18 protein-coding genes are annotated in these 20795 nt (G+C 72.4%); 7 read left to right on the forward strand and 11 right to left on the reverse strand.

What is annotated here, in order from left to right:
• The first annotated feature begins 165 nt into the window (after positions 1–165).
• The gene (locus ACFZAT_RS11950) at positions 166–1668 is read left to right on the forward strand and encodes a cryptochrome/photolyase family protein (RefSeq protein WP_391263290.1); all 1503 of its coding nucleotides are present in this window, start codon (positions 166–168) and stop codon (positions 1666–1668) included.
• 4 nt (positions 1669–1672) lie between these two features.
• Here ACFZAT_RS11950 and ACFZAT_RS11955 read toward each other — a convergent pair whose 3' ends face one another.
• Entirely contained in the window at positions 1673–2671 is a 999-nt protein-coding gene (locus tag ACFZAT_RS11955) for a MerR family transcriptional regulator (RefSeq protein WP_391263292.1), read from the reverse strand.
• An 86-nt stretch (positions 2672–2757) separates the two neighbouring features.
• Here ACFZAT_RS11955 and ACFZAT_RS11960 point away from each other — a divergent pair, with 86 nt between their 5' ends.
• Both ACFZAT_RS11960 and ACFZAT_RS11965 read left to right on the forward strand, forming a co-directional pair.
• Positions 2758–3366 carry a sigma-70 family RNA polymerase sigma factor gene (locus tag ACFZAT_RS11960; protein ID WP_391263294.1) on the forward strand — a complete coding sequence of 203 codons (609 nt, stop codon included), beginning with the start codon at positions 2758–2760 and terminating at the stop codon, positions 3364–3366.
• Between the two features lie 104 nt (positions 3367–3470).
• Positions 3471–4295, forward strand: a complete 825-nt coding sequence (locus tag ACFZAT_RS11965) for a DUF4397 domain-containing protein (RefSeq protein WP_391263296.1) — start codon at positions 3471–3473, stop codon at positions 4293–4295.
• Positions 4296–4379: 84 nt separating this feature from the next.
• On the opposite strand, the gene ACFZAT_RS11970 is transcribed toward ACFZAT_RS11965, so the two are convergent.
• A complete protein-coding gene (locus ACFZAT_RS11970) occupies positions 4380–6524 on the reverse strand; it encodes a glycoside hydrolase family 3 N-terminal domain-containing protein (protein WP_391263298.1) in 2145 nt (714 codons plus the stop codon).
• 164 nt (positions 6525–6688) lie between these two features.
• Between ACFZAT_RS11970 and ACFZAT_RS11975 the strand changes: the two genes are divergently transcribed.
• Together ACFZAT_RS11975 and ACFZAT_RS11980 are read left to right on the forward strand one after the other, a co-directional pair.
• The gene (locus ACFZAT_RS11975; RefSeq protein WP_391263300.1) at positions 6689–7495 is read left to right on the forward strand and encodes an endonuclease/exonuclease/phosphatase family protein; all 807 of its coding nucleotides are present in this window, start codon (positions 6689–6691) and stop codon (positions 7493–7495) included.
• Between the two features lie 38 nt (positions 7496–7533).
• Positions 7534–9126 carry an alpha-amylase family glycosyl hydrolase gene (locus ACFZAT_RS11980; RefSeq protein WP_391263302.1) on the forward strand — a complete coding sequence of 531 codons (1593 nt, stop codon included), beginning with the start codon at positions 7534–7536 and terminating at the stop codon, positions 9124–9126.
• Positions 9127–9185: 59 nt separating this feature from the next.
• Here ACFZAT_RS11980 and ACFZAT_RS11985 read toward each other — a convergent pair whose 3' ends face one another.
• The 6 genes from ACFZAT_RS11985 to ACFZAT_RS12010 form a co-directional block, all read right to left on the reverse strand.
• Complete coding sequence (locus ACFZAT_RS11985) at positions 9186–10598, reverse strand: sulfatase/phosphatase domain-containing protein (RefSeq protein ID WP_391263304.1); 1413 nt, start codon at positions 10596–10598, stop codon at positions 9186–9188.
• The gene (locus tag ACFZAT_RS11990; protein WP_391263306.1) at positions 10595–11308 is read right to left on the reverse strand and encodes a hypothetical protein; all 714 of its coding nucleotides are present in this window, start codon (positions 11306–11308) and stop codon (positions 10595–10597) included. Before ACFZAT_RS11990 ends, ACFZAT_RS11985 begins: the two co-directional genes overlap by 4 nt.
• Entirely contained in the window at positions 11305–12189 is an 885-nt protein-coding gene (locus ACFZAT_RS11995; RefSeq protein ID WP_391263308.1) for an ABC transporter permease subunit, read from the reverse strand. Before ACFZAT_RS11995 ends, ACFZAT_RS11990 begins: the two co-directional genes overlap by 4 nt.
• A complete protein-coding gene (locus ACFZAT_RS12000) occupies positions 12189–13175 on the reverse strand; it encodes an ABC transporter permease subunit (RefSeq protein WP_391263310.1) in 987 nt (328 codons plus the stop codon). Before ACFZAT_RS12000 ends, ACFZAT_RS11995 begins: the two co-directional genes overlap by 1 nt.
• A complete protein-coding gene (locus tag ACFZAT_RS12005) occupies positions 13172–14428 on the reverse strand; it encodes an extracellular solute-binding protein (RefSeq protein WP_391263312.1) in 1257 nt (418 codons plus the stop codon). The genes ACFZAT_RS12000 and ACFZAT_RS12005 overlap by 4 nt, the downstream gene beginning before the upstream one ends.
• Before the next feature lie 222 nt (positions 14429–14650).
• Positions 14651–15712: a substrate-binding domain-containing protein gene (locus ACFZAT_RS12010; RefSeq protein WP_391263314.1), complete on the reverse strand. Its 1062-nt coding sequence runs from the start codon at positions 15710–15712 to the stop codon at positions 14651–14653.
• Between the two features lie 214 nt (positions 15713–15926).
• Between ACFZAT_RS12010 and ACFZAT_RS12015 the strand changes: the two genes are divergently transcribed.
• Positions 15927–17339: a lamin tail domain-containing protein gene (locus tag ACFZAT_RS12015; RefSeq protein ID WP_391263315.1), complete on the forward strand. Its 1413-nt coding sequence runs from the start codon at positions 15927–15929 to the stop codon at positions 17337–17339.
• On the opposite strand, the gene ACFZAT_RS12020 is transcribed toward ACFZAT_RS12015, so the two are convergent.
• The 3 genes from ACFZAT_RS12020 to ACFZAT_RS12030 all read right to left on the reverse strand — a co-directional run bounded on the left by ACFZAT_RS12020 (position 17329) and on the right by ACFZAT_RS12030 (position 19871).
• Positions 17329–18159 (reverse strand): AAC(3) family N-acetyltransferase, encoded by an 831-nt coding sequence (locus ACFZAT_RS12020; RefSeq protein ID WP_391263317.1) that lies wholly within the window; start codon positions 18157–18159, stop codon positions 17329–17331. The genes ACFZAT_RS12015 and ACFZAT_RS12020 overlap by 11 nt on opposite strands.
• 56 nt (positions 18160–18215) lie before the next feature.
• Positions 18216–18803, reverse strand: a complete 588-nt coding sequence (locus ACFZAT_RS12025; RefSeq protein ID WP_391263318.1) for a hypothetical protein — start codon at positions 18801–18803, stop codon at positions 18216–18218.
• Between the two features lie 255 nt (positions 18804–19058).
• A complete protein-coding gene (locus ACFZAT_RS12030; RefSeq protein WP_391263320.1) occupies positions 19059–19871 on the reverse strand; it encodes a dienelactone hydrolase family protein in 813 nt (270 codons plus the stop codon).
• 68 nt (positions 19872–19939) lie between these two features.
• On the opposite strand from ACFZAT_RS12030, the gene ACFZAT_RS12035 reads away from it, so the two are divergent.
• Positions 19940–20794, forward strand: a complete 855-nt coding sequence (locus tag ACFZAT_RS12035) for a helix-turn-helix domain-containing protein (RefSeq protein WP_391263322.1) — start codon at positions 19940–19942, stop codon at positions 20792–20794.
• The last annotated feature ends 1 nt before the right edge of the window (position 20795 follow it).

Genomic DNA, 20795 nt, shown 5'->3' on the forward strand with positions numbered 1-20795 from the left:
AGTGATTCGGCCCGTCCGCCCGCTTTGGATGCATACGGGATGATCCGGGTCGCGACGAGCGCGGTGGCGCCGGGGGCGCCATGATCGGTCGGTAGGGGGGCGGGCCCGCCCGCTCGGGCCCGCCCGCCTCGGCCCGCCCGCCGCCGCGACTGAGGAGACACCGCTGTGCACTGGCTCTTCGGCGACCAGCTCGGCCCGCACTTCCTCACTCCCGGCGGGGACGGGGACGGGCCCGGGCGCGACACGCCCCTGCTGATGATCGAGGCCCGTTCCGTGTTCCGGCGGCGCCGGTTCCACCGGGCCAAGGCCCACCTGGTCCTGTCCGCGATGCGTCACCGCGCGGCCGAACTCGGCGACCGGGTCACCTATGTGCGTGCCGACACCTACCGCGAGGGCCTGGACCGGGCCGCCCGCGGGCGTGCCGTCGGCGTCCATCACCCCACCTCGCACGCCGCTCTCCGCCTGGTGCGGGACCTGCCGGGGGTGACGGTGGGCCCGGCGCGGGGGTTTCTCGTACCGATGGCCGAGTTCACCGCGTGGGCGGACGGCCACGGCGGGAAGAAGCTGCGGCAGGAGGACTTCTACCGCTGGGTCCGCCGCGGCCACGACCTGCTGATGGACGGCGACCGGCCGGCCGGGGACCGCTGGAACCTGGACCACGACAACCGGGAGGCCCCGCCCCGCGACACCCCCGCCCTCCAGGCCGGCCGTCCGTACCGGCCGCGCGAGGACGACATCGACGCGGAGGTCCGCCGCGACCTCGACCGCTGGGAGCGCGACGGGGACGTCTCCTTCGTCGGCCGGGACGGGCCCCGCCTGTTCCCCGCGACCCGGGCGGAGGCGCTGCGGGCCCTGCGGCGCTTCGTGGAGCACCGGCTCACCCTGTTCGGGCCGTACGAGGACGCGATGCTGGCCGCCGACCCGGTCATGAGCCACAGCCTGCTCTCCTCCTCGCTCAACCTCGGTCTGCTCGATCCCGCCGAGTGCGTCGAGGAGGCGGAGAAGGCGTGGCGCGCGGGGCGGGCGCCCCTGAACAGCGTGGAGGGCTTCGTACGCCAGATCGCCGGCTGGCGCGAGTACGTCTGGCAGCTCTACTGGCACTTCGGCGAGGGCTACCGGCGCTCCAACGAGCTGCGGCACACCGCTCCCCTGCCCGACTGGTGGAACGATCTGGACGCGGACGCGGTCCGGGCCAACTGCCTGCGTACGGTCCTGGCCCAGGTACGGGACACGGGGTGGACGCACCACATCCCCCGGCTGATGGTCCTCGGCAGCCACGCGCTCCAGCGCGGCTGGGACCCCGCGGCCGTCACGGACTGGTTCCACCGCTGCTTCGTGGACGGCTACGACTGGGTGATGCTCCCCAATGTCATCGGCATGTCCCAGTACGCCGACGGCGGGCGCATGACGACCAAGCCGTACACCTCGGGCGGCGCCTACATCCACCGGATGAGCGACCTGTGCGGCCCCTGCGCCTACCGGCCGGGCGACCGCACCGGGGAGCACGCGTGCCCGTACACCGCGGGCTACTGGGCCTTCCTCGACCGGCACCGGGAGCGGCTGGCCGGCAACCAGCGGGTCGCCCGGCCGGTCCGGCAGCTGGACCGGCTCGCCGACCTCGCGGACGTCCGCGAACAGGAGCGCGCCCGGGGCGACGCGCCACCGTGACGCGTCACGGCCCGTCCGGTGCCAGCGCGGCGACCGCCTCGGCCAGCCCCGGCGGCCGCGCGAGACCGGCCACCGCCTGCCCCGCCCAGCCCGGGCCCAGGGTCAGGACGGCCGGACTGCGGCGGGCCCCGCGCACCCCCCACTCCATGGCGGCCACGTGCTGGGCCAGCGGCCGGCTGGCGGTGGCGCGGGACTGCGCCCACAGGGCGACGGCGGCGGGCCCGGTCCTGCGCACCGCGGCGAGCAGCGGATCGACGGGCAGGGCGCCGCCGAACATGCGCACCGGGACGCCCCGCTCCGTCAGCGCGGCGGACAGCACCTCCAGCGGCAGCGTGTGGGTCTCCCCCGGTGTGCAGGCGAGCACCACGGTGGACCCGGGCCGGTCCGGGACGGTCCGGGGCGCGGCCTGCCGCAGCGCGCCGGAGACGTGCCAGGACAGGAAGTGCTCGACCTCGACGTACTTCTCGCCCGAGTTCTCCCATTTGCGGCCCACGGCCTGGAGCGTCGGCACGATCACCTCGGTCCAGGCGGCCACCAGCCCGTGTCCGGCGATCGCGGCGGTCAGCAGCTCGTCCAGGGCCGCCGCGTCCAGCCGCAGTGCCGCACGGGCCACTCCCCGGCACTCCTGCCGTACGTCGCCGAGCCGCAGGCCGCTCCCCGTCCGGCTGCGGCGCCCGGCCGGAGCGGGCCCGGGGCCGTCGGCACGTACGGAGTCCGCCGCCGGTGGCCCGGCGCCGCGCGCGAGGCGGGCCGCCTCGGCCGGGGGCAGCCCGGTCGCGGTCAGGGCGCACATCCGCTCCAGCTTCGCCACGTCCGCCGGGGTCCAGCGCCTGTGCCGGCCGCCCGTGTGCGCTTCCGGGCCGAGTCCGTACCGGCGGTCCCAGGTGCGGACCGTGGTGGGAGCGACCCCGAGGCGTCGGGCCACGTCGCCGGTGGTCAGCCCTGCGGCCGGGGGGCCGCCGGAGCCGTCCCGGTCCTCACCGCTTCGTCCGTGTGCGCTCACCTTTCCCACCTTACGACGCATGAACGACGCATGTTGCCTGCGTCGTTTGTGCGTCCAAGACTGGAGGCCAGGCAGGAGGCACGGCCATGGACACCGATGCGCGACCGACCACCACCGTCGTCCCGCACGTGCGGGAGACGCGGTACGAGGAGGATCTGGCCGACGGTCTCCTGCGCGCCGACGAGGAGACCTTCGCGGCCATCTACCGGCGCTGGGGCTCGCTGGTGCACACCATGGCGACCCGGTCCCTCGGTGACACGCACGAGGCGGAGGACGTCACCCAGCAGGTGTTCATCGGCGTCTGGCGCGGCCGGCACGGCTTCCGGCCCGAGCGCGGCACGCTCGGCGCCTGGCTGGTGGGCATCACCCGCCGCAAGATCGTGGACGCGCTGGCCGCCCGGGGCCGGCGGCTCGCCCTGGTCGAGTCGGCCGCCCGGGACGCCGCACCCGCCCGGCCCGACCGGCAGGCTCCGGAGGAGGTGCTCGACCGGGTCCTGCTCGTCGAGGCCCTGTCCAGGCTGCCGCACGCCCAGCGCGAGGTGCTGTGCATGGCGTTCTACGAGGACCTGACGCAAGCCCAGATCGCGGAGCGCACCGGGGTCCCCCTGGGCACGGTCAAGAGCCACACACGCCGTGGCCTGCACCGGTTGCGCACCGTGGTCGACCTGGGCGGCGCACACCACCCGGGCGGCTGAGCGGACCGGGAAGGCGCGACCCGGGTGCATCCGCCGCGCCGCCGCCCCGCGAAGCAGGAGTGAGAGACCCAGCACACCGGACTCCCCCCGAAGGGATGATCCCCATGACTTACCGGACCACCATCGCCGCCGCCGCTTCGGCCGGGGCCTGCGCCCTGGTCCTCGGCGCCGCAGCCCCGGCCGCCATGGCCGCTCCCGAACGGGCGCAGGACAAGGGAATGGTGTCCGTGTTCCACGGCATCCCCGGAATGACGGTCGACGTGTACGCCGACGGTGACCCGCTGCTCAGCGACTTCAAGCCCGGCACGGTGACCGAACCGCAGGCGCTCGACGCCGGTACGCACGACATCAAGGTCTTCGAGGCCGGCAAGAGCCCCGACGGCACACCCGCCCTGGAGAAGCAGGTGAAGGTGACCGAAGGCGGCAACGCCACGGTGGCCGCCCACCTCTCCGCCGACGGCGACCCGCAGCTCACGGCCTACGCCAACGACGTCTCCGCCGTGAAGTCCGGCGAAGCGCGCCTGACGGTCCGCCATGTGGCGGCCGCGCCCGCCGTGGACGTACGCGCCGGAGGCCAGCCCGTCTTCAAGGACCTGACCAACCCCAAGGAGGACACCACCTCCGTCAAGGCCGGCACGGTGAACGCCGATGTCGTCCTGGCCGGGACGGACACCGTGGCCGTCGGACCGGCCGACCTGAACCTCAAGCAGGGCACGAGCAACGTCGTCTACGCCTGGGGCAGCGCCAAGGACAAGAGCCTCGCGCTGGCCACCCAGACGTTCGACACCAAGGACATGAAGAGCGGCGCGGCACACGCCGGTATCGCGCCGAACTCCTCCGCCGGGTGGCTGAACTGGGTCGCTGCGGCCGGAGCGGTCACGCTGACGGGCGTCGTGGGGGCCCGCCTGGCCGCCGGACGGCGCGACTGACCTCGCGCCGCCACCCGGGTGGCCGTCCGCACAGCCACCGTCGGCCGGGGTGAGGTGCCCGGCCGACGGTTCCCCGTACGCGCGTCAGACCAGGCGCAGGCTGCCGCGGGCCGTCGCCGCCGAGCTGGTGCCCGTGTAGACGTCGATACGGCCGCGCTCCAGGACGTACGTGCCCGACGGGTCGTTGGTCCAGAAGCCGAGGTCCTCCGCGCCCAGAGTGAAACGCAGCCGGCGCTCCTCGCCCGGGGCGAGGGTGACGCGCTCGAAGGCGCGCAGCCTGCGGACCGGCTGGACGACGGACGCCGCGACGTCGTGGATGTAGAGCTGGACGACCTCGTCGCCGGTGCGGTCGCCGGTGTTGGCGACGGAGACCGTGACCTCGACGGTCTCGCCGCGTTCCAGGGCGTCCACCGCGATCTCGGTGCGGCTGAGCTCCGGTGCGCCGGTCGCGAAGGTGGTGTAGCTCAGCCCGTGGCCGAAGACGAACTGCGGGCCGTCCGGCAGGTCCAGGTACTTGGAGACGTACTTCTCCGCCTCGTCGTACGGGCGGCCCGTCGACTCGCGGTTGTAGTAGACCGGGATCTGGCCGACCGTCCGGGGGAAGGAGACCGGCAGCTTGCCGCCCGGATTGACCGCGCCGAACAGGATGTCCGCGACCGCGTTCCCCGCCTCGATGCCCGCGTGCCACGCCTCCAGGACGGCCGGTGCGCGGTCCGCCCAGCCGCCGATGGTGAGCGGGCGGCCGTTGACGAGGACGACGACGAAGGGCTTGCCGGTGGCCGCGACGGCCTCGATCAGCTGCTGCTGGCCCGCGGGGAGGTCGATCTCGCTGCGCGACGCGGCCTCGCCGCTGATCGCGGAGTCCTCGCCGGCCACGACGACGGTGACGTCGGCCGCCCAGGCGGCTGCGGCGGCCATCGCCGGGTCGCCGCCGGAGTGCCGGACGTCGGCGCCCGGGGCGGCGGCGCGTACCGCGTCGAGCACGCTCACCGTGTCGAACACCAGCCGGCCGGGGCCCGCCCAGGTGCCGTGCTGGTCCGTGGAGTCGGCGTGCGGGCCGACCACGGCGATCGTGCCGCCCGGTTTCAGCGGCAGGACACCGCCCTCGTTCTTCAGGAGCACCATCGACCGGGCCGCGGCCTCCCGCGCGGCGGCCCGCGCCTCGGTGGTGGGGCCGGCGATCTCCGCCGCCTCGTCGGTGTACGGGGCGTCGAAGAGGCCGAGGGCGTACTTCAGGCGCAGGATGCGGGTGACGGCGTCGTCCAGGCGTTCCATGCTGATGCGGCCCGCGTCGAGCAGGTCAGCGCCGTGGTCCGCGATGTGCGTGGACACCATCTCCATGTCCAGGCCGTGCGTGAGCGCGAGCTCCGCCGCGTGCGCCGCGTCCTCGGCGTAACCGTGCGCGACCAGTTCCATGACGCCCGTGTAGTCGCTGACCACGAAGCCGTCGAAGTCCCACTCGCCCTTGAGGATGCTGTTCATGGTGTGGCTGTTGGCGTGCGCGGGGACGCCGCCGACGGTGTTGAACGCGGCCATCACCGTCGCCGCGCCCGCGTCCAGCGCGGCCTTGAACGGCGGCAGGTAGTGGTTGCGCAGCCGCTGCTCGGAGAGGTCCACGGTGTTGTAGTCCCGGCCGCCCTCGGCTCCGCCGTAGGCCACGAAGTGCTTGGCGCAGGCCGCGACGTGCTCCCCGGACCGGAGCCCCGAGCCGTCGGCCGGTCCCTGGTAGCCGCGCACCTTCGCGACGGCCAGGACCGCGTTCAGGTACGGGTCCTCGCCGCTCGATTCGGCGATCCGGCCCCAGCGCGGCTCGTTCGTCACGTCCATCATCGGCGAGAACGTCCAGCGCACGCCCTGCGAGCGGGTCTCGGCGGCGGACACCCGGGCGTCGGTCTCGGCCACGGCCGGGTCGAAGGCGGACGCCTGCGCGAGCGGGATCGGGAAGGTCGTCCAGAAGCCGTGGATGACGTCGAAGCCGAAGAGCAGCGGGATGCCGAGCCGGGACTCCTCCACGGCCAGCCGCTGGAGGTCGTTGGTCCACTTCGCACCGTGCAGGTTCAGCACCGAACCGAGCCGCCCGGCCCGGGCCAGCGCCTCGATCTCCTTGGTCTGGCCGCCGCCGGGACCCGTGTCCCCGGTCCAGGTCAGCTGCTGGACCTGGCCGAGCTTCTCCTCGGTCGTCATCCGGCCGAGGAGTTCCTTGACCTTGTCGTCGTGCGATCGGAGCATGTCGGGTCCTTCGTGGCGGAAAGCGGGAGGTGAGCGGGCCCTTGCCGGACGGAACAGCTGGGGCTAACGTCGCTCGCAGCAAGAAATGTAAGCGCATTCAGACGAGGGGGCAAGGAGTCATGGCCCCTCGTGACAGAATCGATGAGTCAGCACGGGAGGCATCCATGGCCAACAGCGCGTCGGCCCTGCGCGTCATGAGCTTCAACCTCCATGTGGACTGGGACGGTTCGCCCCGTCCCTGGTCCGGGCGCCGGGACGCGGTGGCGGCGGTCCTGCGGGCGGAACGGCCCCGGCTGCTCGGCACCCAGGAGGGCCGCCCGCACCAGATCGCGGACGTGCTCGCCGCCCTCGGGCCGGGTTACGCGAGGACCGGCGGGGACCGCGACGGCGACGGGACCGGCGAGCACACGGCCCTCTTCCACGACCGCGACCGCCTCGACGCCCTGGACCACGGCGACTTCTGGCTCTCGGACACGCCCGAGGCGCCCGCCTCCGAGACCTGGGGCGGCGCCTGCCCGCGCATGGCGACCTGGGTCCGCTTCCGCGACCTGGCCACCGGGGGCGCCTTCCTCGCCGTGAACACCCACCTCGACCATGTCAGCGCTTACGCCCGCACCCGGGCGGCAGGGCTGCTCGTGGAACGGTCCGCCGCGCTCGCGCCCGGCCTGCCGGTCGTCGTCACCGGTGACTTCAACACCCCGGCCGGGGACCCCGAGGTGCACGGGGTGCTGCTCGCCGAGGGCGGCCTCGACGACACCTGGGACCGGGCCGCGGAGCGCGGTGCCTCCTACGGCACCTTCCACGACTACCGCGCACCGGTCGCGGGCGGACCGCGCATCGACTGGATCCTCGCCTCGCGCGGCACCCGCGTGCGGGAGGCGTCCGCCGTGCTGCCGGGCCCCGTCGCGCCGAGCGACCACCTGCCCGTGCGCGCCCTGATCGAGCTGCCGTCCGCACCCGTGGGGCGCTGAGCCCGCACTCCCGCTACACCCTTACCGGAGGAATCCGCATGTCATCCCCCCGCCCGGCGACCGAATGGCTCGCCGACGCCGTCCTCTACCAGATCTACCCGCAGTCCTTCGCCGACTCCAACGGCGACGGGATCGGGGACTTCGCGGGGATCGAGGCGAGGCTCGACCATCTCCAGTGGCTCGGGGTGAACACCGTGTGGTTCAACCCGTGCTTCGTCTCGCCCTTCGACGACGCCGGTTACGACGTGGCCGACTACCTCAACGTCGCCCCGCGCTACGGCACCAACGAGGACCTGGCCCGGCTCACCGAGGCCGCCGGCCGGCGCGGCATCCGGGTGCTGCTCGACCTGGTCGCCGGGCACACCTCCGACCAGCACCCCTGGTTCCAGGCGTCCGCGAACGACCCGGCCGACCAGCGGTTCATCTGGGCCGACACCGAGCAGGCGCCGCCCGGTTTCGTCGCCTCGCCCGGCAGCCGGCCCGGGTTCTACCAGCCGAACTTCTTCGAGTCGCAGCCCGCGCTCAACTTCGGCCACGCGCGCAAGGACCCGGCGGAGCCCTGGCGGCTGCCCGTCGACGCCGAGGGGCCCCGCGCCAACCGGCAGGCGCTGCGCGAGATCATGGACCACTGGCTGGGCCTCGGCCTGTCCGGCTTCCGGGTCGACATGGCCGCCTCGCTGGTCAAGGACGACCCGGGGCACGCCGAGACCGCGAAGCTCTGGACCGAGCTGCGCGGCTGGCTGGACCGGGCGCACCCGGGGGCGGCGCTGCTCTCCGAGTGGGGCGACCCGCAGGTCTCGGTCCCTGCCGGGTTCCACGCGGACTTCTTCCTGCAGTTCGGTCCACGCGGTGACGGGCTGCCGCTGCGGTCGCTCTGGAACAACTGGGAGGGCACGGTCAGCGAGCCGTGGGAGCCGCTGGAGCCGTATTTCGGGGCCCGGGGCGAGGGCGGGTTCGCCACCTTCCTCGACGCCTGGCGCGAGGCGACGGGGATCATCGGCGACGCCGGGTTCATCTCGCTCCCCACGTCCAACCACGACTTCTCGCGCCTCGCCACGGGCCCCCGCACGGCCGAACAGCTGCCCGCCGCCTTCGCGTTCCAGCTGACCTGGCCGACGCTCCCCGCGATCTACTACGGGGACGAGATCGGCATGCGGTACGTGCCCGGCACGCCCACCCGCGAGGGCAGCCGGCTGGGTCCACGGTACGACCGGTCCGGGTCCCGTACGCCCATGCAGTGGGACGACTCGCCGAACGCGGGCTTCTCCACCGCGCCCGCCGACGCCCTGTACCTGCCGGTCGACCCCGACCCGGCCCGTCCGACGGTCGCCGCCCAGCGCGCCGACGAGGGCTCCCTCCTCCACCTGGTCCGGCGCCTGATCGCGCTCCGCGGGGCCACCCCGGAGCTGGGCGCCGGGGGCTCCACGGAGGTGCTGCACGACGGCTATCCGCTGGTGTACGTCCGGGGCGGGCGCTACCTCGTCGTGGTCAACCCGCGCTCCGAGGCCGCCGAGACCGCCGCGCCCGCCGGGCGGGCCACCGCCGTGGAGGCGCGCGGGGTCACCGTCGCGGAGGGCCGCATCCGGGCCGAGGGCTTCGGCTTCGGGATCTTCGCGCTCGACGCGGGCTGAGCGGTTGCGGGATGCGGCTTCGCCCCCGCCCGGGGTCCGGGCGGGGGCGAAGCCGTACGTCAGCCGGGGGTGTCCCCGTAATGCGCTTGCAGCGCCGCCAGTTCGGCGGTCAGCTCGGCGACGAGGTCCTGGTACGCCGGGTCCTCGTACCGGTTGTGCATCTCGTCCGGGTCGGCGACCAGGTCGAACAGCTCCCACTCGGGGGCGCGGGCCTCGTCCTTGGCGCCCGGCTGGCCGGAGCCGTGGCCCGGGTAGTGGATCAGTTTGTGGGTGTGCGTACGGACGCCGTAGCTGGCCTGGACGTTGTGGCAGACGTCCAGGTGCTCGAAGTACCGGTAGTACACCGACTGCCGCCAGTCGTCCGGCCGTTCGCCCCTGAGCAGCGGGACGAGGCTGCGGCCCTGCATCCGTGGATGCGCTTCCACTCCGGCGAGGTCCAGGATCGTCTGGGCGTAGTCGACGTTGATCACGAGCTCGTCGCAGCTGCTGCCCGGCGGGGTGACGCCCGGCCACCGCACCACCAGCGGGATGCGCAGCGAGGGCTCGTACATGAACCGCTTGTCGAACCAGCCGTGTTCGCCCAGGTAGAAGCCGTGGTCGGAGGTGTACGCGACGGCCGTGGACCGGTCCAGGCCGGTGATGTCGAGGTAGTGCAGGACCCGGCCGACGTTCTCGTCCAGGGCCGCGATCACGCGTAGGTACTCCTTGATGTAGCGCTGGTAGCGCCACTCGCGTTCCTCGCGCTCGTCCAGACCTTCGGGGACGGGTGCCTTGAGGTCCTGCGGGAGCAGGTCCCGCATCCGCATCTCCGCCTCGGCGGCGGCGCCCGCCCGGTGGCTGTAGTCGTCGTGGAGGGTGCCGGGCACCGGGATGTCCACGTCCTCGTACAGGTGCCGGTGGCGTTCGGCGGGTTCGAAGGCGCGGTGCGGGGCCTTGTGCTGGATGAACAGCGCGAAGGGCTTCTCGCGGTCGCGTCGGTCGAGCCAGTTGAGCGCGAGGTCGGTGATGAGGTCGGTGACGTAACCGGTGTGCTGCCGCTCCCCGTCGCGGGTGACGAACGCCGGGTCGTGGTAGACGCCGTGTTCCGGCAGCACCTCCCAGTGGTCGAAGCCGACCGGGTCGGAGCAGCCGCCGTGGCCCAGGTGCCACTTGCCGATGATCGCGGTCTGGTAGCCGGCCTCCTGGAGCATGCGCGGGAAGGAGGGCTGGGTGGCGTCGAATTTCTGGCCCTCCTGTTCGAGCGTCGTCATGCCGTTGACGTGGCTGTAGGTGCCGGTCAGGAGGGACGCGCGGGCGGGCGAGCAGATGGAGTTGGTGCAGAAGGCGTTGTCGAAGCGCATGCCCTCGGCGGCCAGCCGGTCGACGGCGGGCGTCCTGTTGATGACGCTGCCGTAGGCGCCGATCGCGGGCACGGCGTGGTCGTCGGTCATGAAGAAGACGAGGCTGGGGCGCTCGGTGCCGGTGGTGCTCATGGCCCGGGGTCCTCCTTGGCTGGGTGCGGGCGGTTCCGGTCCGGGGCGAGCCGCAGCGTGCGGCTGCCCGGCATGGGCAGGTCGAGCGTGGTGCGTACGAGACCGTCCGGGCCGGTGTGCGCGAGGGCTTCGGGGCCGGTGTCACCGGCGGGGCGCAGCCGGTAGCGGGCGCCCGGGTCGAGCCCGGCGACCTCCACGGTGACGCGGCGGCCGAGCGCCGGTACCGGTGTCGCGCAGGGCCGGTCGGCGGCGGCGTTGACCACGCGCACCTCGACCGTGCCGTCGCGCGCGGTGGCCGTCGCGGTCACCAGTGCGCGGGCTCCGTCGCCGGTGAGGTGCGCGGGGTGGTGCGGGGCGTCGGCGTCGATCCGGACGCGGACGCCGGGGGGTGCGCTGCCCGGGGCGAGCGCGCAGCCGCGCACGGGGCCGGGCAGCGGTGGCTGGGGGCCCTCGGGCGTCCTGGGCGCGATCCGGTACCAGTAGCCTCGGCCGGGCTCGGCGTGCGTGTCCGCGTACGGCGGGAGGACCGGGCCGGTGTGCAGGGGGGCGTACGGGCCCTCGTAGTGGTCGGAACGGTGTACGACGTAGCCGGCCGTCCCCGGCGCCGGCACCCAGTCGAGCAGCACATGGCCGATGCCGTCCGTGGAGAGCAGTGCCGTGCCGGGCGGGGGCAGGACGGCCGCCGGGGCGAGGCCGGGGCGCCCGTTCACTTCAGGCCGGAGGTCGCGATGCCCTGGGTGAAGTGCCGCTGGAGGGCGATGAAGACGGCGACGACCGGGAGCACCACGAGGAAGGCGCCGGCCATCAGCACACCGTTGGAGCCGGCGGCCTTGGTGGGGTCGGTGGCGAAGGTGGCCAGGGCGACGGGCAGCGTGTACTTGTCGGGGTCGTTGGTCGCGACGAGCGGCCACAGGAAGTTGTTCCACGAGCCGAGGAACACGAAGATCGTCAGCGTGGCGAGGGCGGGCTTGACCAGCGGAATCACGATCCGCCAGAAGATGTACCACTCACCGGCGCCGTCGATGCGGGCCGCTTCGAGGAGTTCGTCGGGGATCGCCGCCATGAACTGCCGCATCAGGAAGACCCCGAACGCCCCTGCCGCGAAGGGCAGGATGAGCCCCGCGTAGCTGTCGAGCAGCCCCATCTTGCTCATCATCACGAACTGGGGCAGCAGCATCAGGTTGCCCGGCACCATGAGGGCGCCCAGCACGATCGCGAGCACGCCCCGCTTGCCGAAGAAGTTCAGCTTGGCGAGCGCGTACCCCAGCATCGAGCAGAACACCAGGTTGCACAGGGTCACGACGACGGCGACCACCGCGGAGTTGAGGAAGTTCCGCGCGATGTCCATCAGGTCGAGCAGTTCGCGGAAGTTCGCGAGGGTCCACTCGGTGGGGATCCAGACCGGCGGGCTGGCACCCAGGTCCTGCGGGGTCTTGAAGGCGGAGACCGCCATCCACAGGAAGGGCGCGGCCATCACGATCAGGCCCAGGGCGAGCAGCGTGTACGTGAGGGCCGAGGTGCCCGGCCTGCGCGAGGTGGCGGTGCGCCGCCTGCCCGGGGCGCTCGTGGTGGGGAGGTCGGTGGCGCTCATCAGGTCTTGTCCTTCAGCAGGCGGAACTGGAGCAGCGTGACGGCCAGGACGATCGTGAAGAGGACGTAGGCCATGGCGCTCGCGGAGCCCATGTGGAAGAAGCTGAATCCTTCCTTGTACATGTCCAGCGACACGGTGAGGGTGCTGTCGCCGGGTCCGCCGTCGGTCATCACGAAGGGTTCCTCGAAGACGTTGAGGAAGCCGATGGTGGTCATCACCGCGACGTACAGCATGGTGGGCCGCAGCAGGGGGACCGTGATCCGGCGGAACTCCTGGAAGGCGCCGGCGCCGTCCAGCTTGGCGGCCTCGCGGACCTCGACCGGGATGGCCTGGAGTCCGGCGAGGAAGAGGACCATCGCGGTGCCCATGTTGCGCCAGACGGCCATGACGATCAGGGACGGCATGGCGAGCGCCTTGGAGGCGAGGAAGTCCGGCGTGGAGAAGCCGAGCTGCGCGCCGAGTCCGGCGATCAGGCCCTCCGAGGGGTCGAGTACGAACCGCCAGATGACGGCCACCGCGACGATGGCGGTGACCACGGGGACGTAGAAGCCGACCCGGAAGAAGGTCCGGAAGCGGTCGATGCCGGAGTTGAGGAGCACGGCGGCGACCAGTCCGCTGCCGATGGTCAGCGGGACGCCCAGCACCACGAAGTAGCAGGTGTTGAAGAGCGCGCGCATGAACTTCGGGTCGTCGAACAGCGCGGTGTAGTTGTCGAAACCGACGAAGTTCGCGTCGAGCGGGTGCGTGACGTTGCGCAGGCCGAAGTCGGTGAAGCTCATGAGGAGCGTCGCGACGATCGGGAACGCCATGAAGGTCAGGAAGAGGACCAGGAAGGGCGTCGAGTACAGCCAGCCCGCGAGGTTCTGCCGGGAGAGCCGGTCGGGGCGGAGCGCCCGGCCCGCCGGATCCTGCTGTCCGGAAGGGCCGCCGGCCTGGGCCGGGGCGCGGTCCAGGCCGGCTCCGGCCCGGGTGGCGGCGGTCTTCACCGGGAGATCAGCCCCTCCGTGGTGGCCTGGAGCTTCTTGGCCTCGGCGGCCGGGTCCCCGCCCTGCGCGATCTTCTCCAGGGTGCCCTCGATGGCGGCGGCGATCTCGTTCCACTTCTCCAGGGCTGGGATCTCCTTGCCGGTGTCCAGGGCCTGGCGGAAGACCTTCAGGCTGTCGGCCTCGGCGCTGTCCTTGATCTCCGGGAGGTCGTAGGCGGCCTTGTTCGCGGGCAGCGACTTGGTCGCGCCGTACCAGGCGGCCTGGGTCCCGGGGGTGGTCAGGTACTGGGTGAACTTCTCGGCGGCGGCCTTGTGCTCGCTGTCCTTGAAGGTCACGAGCGAGGCGCCGCCGACCCAGGAGACGGAGCCCTTCGGGCCTGCGGGCAGCGGGGCGGTCTTCCACTTGCCCTTCAGCTGGGGCTGCTGCTCGTTGAGGTTCTGGACCATCCAGGGGCCGGACATGAACGTCGGCTCCTCGCCCTTGGCGAAGGTCTTGGCCACGTCCGCGCCGGGCACGAAGTTCTTCTTGGCGAGCCCGTCCTTGAAGTAGCTGCCCCACGTCTCGAACGCCTTCACGGCCTCCGGGGAGTCGAGCGCGGCCTTGCCGTCCGCGTCGACCAGGCTGCCGCCCTCGGAGTACAGGAACTGCAGCCAGCTCTGCCAGGCGCCGGTGTTGCCGGGCTGGAGCGCGGTGCCGTACTGGGCGCCGTGCTTCTGGTACGCCTCGGCGAGCTTGTGGTGGTCGTCCCAGGTGACGGGGGCCTTGTCGATGCCGGCCTGCTTCGCGAGGTCGGTGCGGTAGTAGAGGCCGCGTACGTCGGCGTACCACGGGACGCCGTAGGCGGTGCCGTCCACGACGTTGCTGTTCCAGGTGGCGGGGAAGAAGTCCGCCTTCTTGAAGGTCTTGGTGTTCACCGGCTCCAGCACGTCGAGCGCGATGTACTGCCCCATCATCGTGGAGCCCATCTGCGCCATGTCGGGGAGCTTCCCGGCAGCGGCGGCGGCGGTCATCTTCTGGCCGACGACGTCCCAGCCGATGGGGGTCACCTTGACGGTGATGTTCGGGTTGTCCTTCTCGAAGTCCTTGGCGACCGTGGCGAGCCGCTTGGCCTCCTCGCCCATGCCCCAGACGGTCAGGGTCTGCTTGGCGTCGGCGGACTGCTGCGCGCCGCCGCCACCGCCGCAGGCGGTGAGCGACAGCGCGGCGGCCACTGCGACGGAGATACCTGTGACGGTCTTGGCGGGGCGTGCCATGGAGCTCCTCCTCGAGCTGTGTATGCGCTATCTGAAAGCGCATACAGGACTCTGCAATACGGGTCAGGATCGCTCAAGAGGGATGGGGTAACGCTTGGATAACGTAAGGGGTGGTGGGGTTGACCGGGGTGTACGTGAGGGGGTTCACACCGCGGGTACGAAAATGGGCGCGCTGGGTCCGCGTACGCCCCTGACCTGGGCGTACGGGCTCGCGTCCCGCCCCTACGCCGACGCGCCCTCCGGGCAGCCGCAGCTGCGGCGCAGCACTGCCGAGACGGGCAGGAGCCGCTCCTGCGGGGGTCTGTCGCGCTCGGAGAGCCGGGCCACGAGCAGTTCGACGGCCTCCACGCCCAGCAGGCCCATGGGCTGCCGGACCGTCGTGAGCGTCGGCCGTACGAGCCGGCTGAGCGGGATGCCGTCGAAGCCGGTCACGGCGATGTCCCCGGGCACGTCGATGCCGCGCGCCTCCAGGGCGTGCAGCGCGCCGACGGCCATCTGGTCGTTGGCGAACACCAGGCCCTGGGGCCGGGGGCCCTCCCCGGTCGCCCCGAACAGCGTCTCCACCGCCTGGCGTCCGGCGGCCTGGGTGAGGTCGCCCCGCAGGTCGGGGGCCTTGGGCAGCGGGAGACCGGCTTCGAGGTGGGCGGCCTGGTAGCCGAGGAACCGGGCCTCGCCGTCCGGGGAGTCCTCGGGCCCGCCGACGAACGCGAGCCGCCGCAGCCGGTGCGGGCCGAGCAGGTGCCTGGTGATCTGCAACTGCCCGTCGAAGTTGGCCACCTTCACGTGGTCGATGCCGTCGTACGGCTCCCCCGCGAGCAGCACGACCGGGACGCGCCGGGCCACCATCTCCAGGGTCTCGTCGGGCACCGCCTGGGCGAGGACGGCGAGCCCGTCCACCCGGCCCGCGACCTCGGTGAGCCGGGCGCCCGCGTCGTCGGCGTGCGAGGAGGCGATGAGCAGCGCGTAGCCGTGGCGCCGCGCGGCGCGCTCCATCCCCCTTATGACCTCGTCGGAGTAGAGGGTGACTTCGCCCGGGTCGGCGGCGGGCGCGCTGTCGGCCTCCGCGTCGTGGAAGTCCGGGTAGCACAGGCCCAGGACCCCGGTGGAGCGGCTGGCGAGGCCGCGGGCGCTGCCGCTGGGCACGTACCCGAGTTCGCGGGCGCTGGCCAGTACGCGTTCGCGGGTCTCCCCGCGCACCGATTCGGGGCTGCGGTACACCCGCGACACCGTGGCGATGGAGACCCCCGCCCGCTCGGCTACGTCGTACACCGTCGGAGTACTCATCGCGCCGCGTCACCTCTCTTCCGCTGTGGTGGAGAGATGTTCCCACATGCGGGGCAGGTGTATGGAAGCGCATTCACACACCCGGCCGCCGAGGTGCCGGGCACGCAGAATTCGCCCGGCGTTCCCGCACCGTCCTTCCGGGGGACGGCGTTCCGTTCGGCCGGGGCCGAGAACGTCGGGCCGCCCGCCTCCTCACGACCTCAGGATGGATTCCGTGACCGCACGACTCCCCCGCCGACGGCCCCGCGCCCTCGCCCGCTTCCTCGTCGCCGCGCCGCTGCTGGCCGCCGGTGCGCTCACCGGTGTTCCGGCGGCGCACGCGGCCCCGGCCGACGACGTGCGTATCAACGAGGTGGTGACCACCGGCGATGTGAACGACTCCGTCGAGCTGTACAACAAGGGCGGCTCGTCGGTCGACGTGTCGGGCTGGGTCCTGAAGGACGACGACAACAGCCACACGTACACGATCCCCTCGGGGACGACGCTGGCGCCGGGCGGCTTCCGGGCGTTCGACGTCAGTGGCGCGTTCGGGCTGGGCTCGGCGGACCAGGCCCGGTTGTACCTGGCGGACGGCAGTACGCAGGTGGACGGCTTCTCGTGGAGCAAGCACTCCGGCCCGTCCTGGTCCCGCTGCCCCGACGGCACCGGCGCCTTCAAGCAGGCGGCGTCGGTGACGCTGGGCGCCGCGAACGCCTGCGGCACTGGCGGGGGCTCGACGACCCCCGTGGCGTGGCCGGGCGGCAGCGCGGTCGCCACGGCGGACGGTTCGAATGTCTTCGGCGAGGACCTGAGCGGCCTCTACCAGGACGGCAGCGTGCTGTGGGCGGCGCAGAACAGCGGCAAGCTGTGGCGCCTGGTGCGGGACGGGTCGGGCGGCTGGAAGCCGGACACCGCGAACGGCTGGTCCTCGGGCAAGACCCTGCGCTTCCCGGGCGGCTCCGGCAGCCCGGACGGTGAGGGCGTCACCGCGACGGGCGGCGCGGTCTTCGTCGCGAGCGAGCGTAACGGGGACGCTTCGGGCACGAGCCGCCTGTCGGTGCTGCGGTACGACGTGAGCGGTTCCGGTTCGTCGCTGACGGCCGCCAAGGAGTGGAACCTCACCTCGGACCTCCCGTCGACGGGCTCCAACCTCGGCCTGGAAGCGGTCACTTGGATTCCGGACAGCGCGCTGACGGCGGCCGGCTTCAAGGACGCGTCGACGGGCGCGGCGTACGACCCGTCCCACTACGCAGCCCACGGCAACGGCGTCTTCCTCGTCGGCGTCGAGGGCACGGGCATGGTCTACGGATACGTCCTGGCCGACTCCGGCTCGTACACCCGGATCGCCTCCTTCAGCAGCGGCCTGTCCGGCGTGATGGAGCTCCAGTGGGAGCCCCAGGCATCCCGGCTCTGGGCGGTCTGCGACGACACCTGCGACGGCCGCCACCAGACCCTCACGGTCAACGCGGCAGGCGCGTTCGCCGTGACCGGCGCGTACAACCGCCCGTCCGGCATGCCGAATTACAACAACGAGGGCTTCGCGCTGTCCGGCGCCGACGAGTGCGTGTCGGGCTCGAAGCCGGTGTACTGGTCGGACGACGCGAATGACGGCGGGCACGCGCTGCGGAGGGGCAGCGTCAGCTGCTGAGGGGCGCGGGTGCGCACCCGGTGATGCCGCGCTGGTCCGCCAGCCGTTCCCGCAGGCGTCGGGCGGCGAACTCGATGAAGGGGCGGCTCTCCATCAGGCGGCACTCGGCGGCACCGATCACACCGACGCGCACCAGCCCCGCGTCCTCCGCCTCCGCGCCGACCCCGGGAAAGTGCCGGCCGTTGTCGTCCCCCACGTCCGGCACTTCCACCCAGACCCGTTCGCCGTCGACGACGTACGGGAAGCGGCGCAGCTTGCGGCGGTGGTCGGGGATCAGGGACTCGGCGTAGTGCAGGAACGAGTTGCGGTTGTGGCCCACGCCCAGCAGGAGGATGTGGGCGCCGAGTTCGTGCAGCCGGTCGAACGGCGAGCCGCGCCCCACCGCATAGGCCAGCGGCTGCCGGGCGGTGATGTCCCGGGCCAGCGGCCCCAGCGCGGCGACGGACACCTGCGGGTGGGAACTGCGCAGCCGCTGGGGGTCGGCGAGCACGGCGGTGGGCACCGCGCCCATGAGAGTGGGCAGCCGGTCGTGGAACAGCGGCACGCCCGAGCGGTCCGCGTCGGCTCCCGCTCCCGGGTGCGGGTCCCGTACCGCGTCACCGGTGAACGCGGGCACCACCACGGTGCCCTGTGGACCGAGGTGCTCACGCAGCGCGCCGAGGACCGTCGCGACACCGCCGTCGACACGGCCGAAGGCGGACAGGGAGGCGTGCACGATGACCGTCGCGCCGACGGGAAGGCCGAGCGCCTCGAATCCGGCGCGCAGGTCGTTTCCGGTAACGCTCTCGGTGGCGTCATGGTGGGGGCGGTACGGGGGCAAGCGCTGCTCCTCGGGGGCGAGTGCCGGATGCGGCGGACGGGAGAGGGGGAGGCGGACTACAGGCCGAAGGGGTGCTTGGAGAGCCAGTTCTGATGGGCGGCTCTCAGCGCATCCCTGGTCGCGCTGTCGGGTGCGACGACGTCCCCGCCGCCGTCGTAGGGGTGGTAGAGCCAGCGAAGGTCGAACGGAGCGAGGGTGACTCCAGCGACGACGTCGTCAGCGACCAGTCGCAGCAGAGGATCCAACGCGCTCCTCGTGCGTGGTCGGCGGTTGACGTATTCATGCTCGTAGACGATGTCGTCGGGGAACTCGTCGTCGTGGACGTGGCTGCCCCAGTGCTCCGCGCCGGGATCGGCGGCCTCCAGTTCGCGCCGGCGGGCGGCCGGAGCCGGAACTCCGCTCCACTCCCGGGTGACCACATAGAGCTCCTCGTCGTCCGGCCCCAGTTCGCTCAGCAGCGTGTGATGCCGCTCAAGAATCACGGCGTACTCGGCCTCGTCGTCGGCATAGCGTTTGGACTCGGGCAGGCTGTGGAAACGCACCCACCGGTCCGCATACGCGTGACGCATCCGAGGGTCGCCCACCTGCGCCGGCCACTGCCGCGACCACCGCTCTGCCAGGGCGTCGAGATCGATTCTGCTCACCGCGTCACTATCCGGCACGAGGGACGACACCGTCGAACGGTTTGCGCACGGCTTCCCGCTCCCCCGTCCTCAGGTGCCTCGCGCAAGTCGCCTGGACCTCCTTCGCCTCGCAGCGCGGTGTCCAGCGCGGTCATGAGCTGCGCGGTACGGCGCCTGCCGGTAAGCGCAGGCGGATACCGGCGGAGGACGTCGGTCAGGGCGGGGGCGGCTGGGGGGCATTCAAGTGCCCGGTCCGCCGCCCCGGGGTCCTCGATCTCAGCGGTGCGGGCCGCGTCGGCCGCCGCGCGCAGGATGCGGGCGACCTGGTGAGCCTTCGACGCCGGTCAGCAGCGCGTGGACGCGACGCCACGCGTCGGCTGCCGTGGCCGGATCGGCCTGCAGGAAGCCGTGCCCCGTGTCGGGGTAGACGACCACCTCATGGGGTACTCCCGCCTTGAGCAGTGCGTCCTCGATCTCGCGCCGCTGGGCGGGCGGGACGACGTGATCGTCCTCGCCGACGAGGAAAAGCACACGCCCGGTGATCTTCGGAGTCAGCGACAGGGTCGGCTCGGGCCGGCTGATCGGGATGTCGGTGCTCGGCAGCCAGCCACCGTAGAAGACGGCGACCGCGGCGAGGTCGAACTCGGTGGCCGCGAGGTAGGCGATGTGACCGCCCAGGCTCAGCCCCACCATGCTGACGTGTTCGCTGCCGCCCGCGCGAAGGTGGTCGATGCCGGCGCCCACGTCGCTGAGCACGGTGGTGCGCGTCATCAACCCCAGCAGATCGAAGCCTCGTTGCCTTCCCTCGGGGTCGCGGGGCAGTTCGCTGCCCGGGGCGGTGCGGTGGTGGAAGTCCGGTGCGAGAGCCACGAACCCGAGCCGGGCAAGGCGGTCGCAGACCTCGCGGACACCGGCATCGACGCCGAAGAGTTCCATGCCCACCAGGACGCCCGGGAACGGGCCGGAAACCCTTGGCCGGGCGGCGTAGGCCCCCATCGGCGGCCCGTCGCCCACCGGGATGCCGACGTGTTCCGTTCGGATGGCATACGGCCCGGCAGCCGTAAGAGAATTCGCGTTCATGGCCTTCATGGCGCCAACGTAGCCACGGCCTAGAGTGGTATCCACAGGATGTTTTTCCTAGTAATGGAAGTACCTGGATGCCTCAGTCCACGCCACGGGCCAAGGAACTCGGAGAGCTGCTGCGTTCCCGCCGCGAGCGGCTCCAGCCCGCCGATGTCGGTCTGCCCACGGGGGCTCGACGCCGGACCCGGGGTCTGCGCCGGGAGGAGGTGGCCCAGCTGGCGGCCATTTCCTCGACGTACTACGCGTACTTGGAGCAGGGCCGCGACATCCGTCCCTCCCGTCAGGTGCTCGACTCCCTCTCGGCGGCCCTGCGGCTCGACGCCGCCGAGCGCAGCCACATCCACGAACTCATCCACGGTGCCCCACCCGCCGAGAAGCCCGCCGCCGCTGAGAGCCTCGCCCCTGCCGTCGTCGCGCTCGTCGACCGGCTCGACCCGTGCCCGGCGTATGTCACCGGCCGGTGCTGGGATGTCCTGGCCGCCAACCGGGCCGCCCGCACTCTGTGGACCGACTGGCCGACCCGGGCGCCGGATGCCCGCAACCTGCTCTGGTGGATGTTCACCGACCCCGGCGCCCGCCAGGTGATGGTCGACTGGCCTGCCGAAGCATCCGCGCTGCTCGGCCGATTCCGTTCCGCCGCGGCACGGCATCCCGGTGATCCGGACTTCAGCACGCTGCTCGAACGCCTGCGAGCGGCCAGCCCGGAGGTACGCGCGTGGTGGCCGCAGCACAGGGTCGTCCCACTGGGCTCCGGCACCAAGCGACTGCGTCATCCGGTTCTCGGAATACTGGAGTTGGAGCACGTCGTACTCCAGCTAGCCGACGATCCGGAACAGAAGCTCGTCACCTTCAACGCCGCCGCCGAGGACCAGGCACGGATCTCCCGGCTGATGCGGATGAGTCCCGCAGACGCCGATCACGTTGCCTGAG

It is taken from the genome of Streptomyces sp. NPDC008163 (assembly GCF_042956885.1).
Classification (GTDB): Bacteria; Actinomycetota; Actinomycetes; order Streptomycetales; family Streptomycetaceae; genus Streptomyces; species Streptomyces drozdowiczii_A.

Bases quoted from the DNA above. Each gene is read 5' to 3' on its own strand.
- ACFZAT_RS11960 (WP_391263294.1), top strand. From the start codon at position 2,758: ATGGACACCGATGCGCGACCGACCACCACCGTCGTCCCGCACGTGCGG.
- ACFZAT_RS11965 (WP_391263296.1), top strand. From the start codon at position 3,471: ATGACTTACCGGACCACCATCGCCGCCGCCGCTTCGGCCGGGGCCTGC.
- ACFZAT_RS11970 (WP_391263298.1), bottom strand. From the start codon at position 6,524: ATGCTCCGATCGCACGACGACAAGGTCAAGGAACTCCTCGGCCGGATG.
- ACFZAT_RS11975 (WP_391263300.1), top strand. From the start codon at position 6,689: ATGGCCAACAGCGCGTCGGCCCTGCGCGTCATGAGCTTCAACCTCCAT.
- ACFZAT_RS11980 (WP_391263302.1), top strand. From the start codon at position 7,534: ATGTCATCCCCCCGCCCGGCGACCGAATGGCTCGCCGACGCCGTCCTC.
- ACFZAT_RS11985 (WP_391263304.1), bottom strand. From the start codon at position 10,598: ATGAGCACCACCGGCACCGAGCGCCCCAGCCTCGTCTTCTTCATGACC.
- ACFZAT_RS11995 (WP_391263308.1), bottom strand. From the start codon at position 12,189: ATGAGCGCCACCGACCTCCCCACCACGAGCGCCCCGGGCAGGCGGCGC.
- ACFZAT_RS12005 (WP_391263312.1), bottom strand. From the start codon at position 14,428: ATGGCACGCCCCGCCAAGACCGTCACAGGTATCTCCGTCGCAGTGGCC.
- ACFZAT_RS12010 (WP_391263314.1), bottom strand. From the start codon at position 15,712: ATGAGTACTCCGACGGTGTACGACGTAGCCGAGCGGGCGGGGGTCTCC.
- ACFZAT_RS12030 (WP_391263320.1), bottom strand. From the start codon at position 19,871: ATGAAGGCCATGAACGCGAATTCTCTTACGGCTGCCGGGCCGTATGCC.
- ACFZAT_RS12035 (WP_391263322.1), top strand. From the start codon at position 19,940: ATGCCTCAGTCCACGCCACGGGCCAAGGAACTCGGAGAGCTGCTGCGT.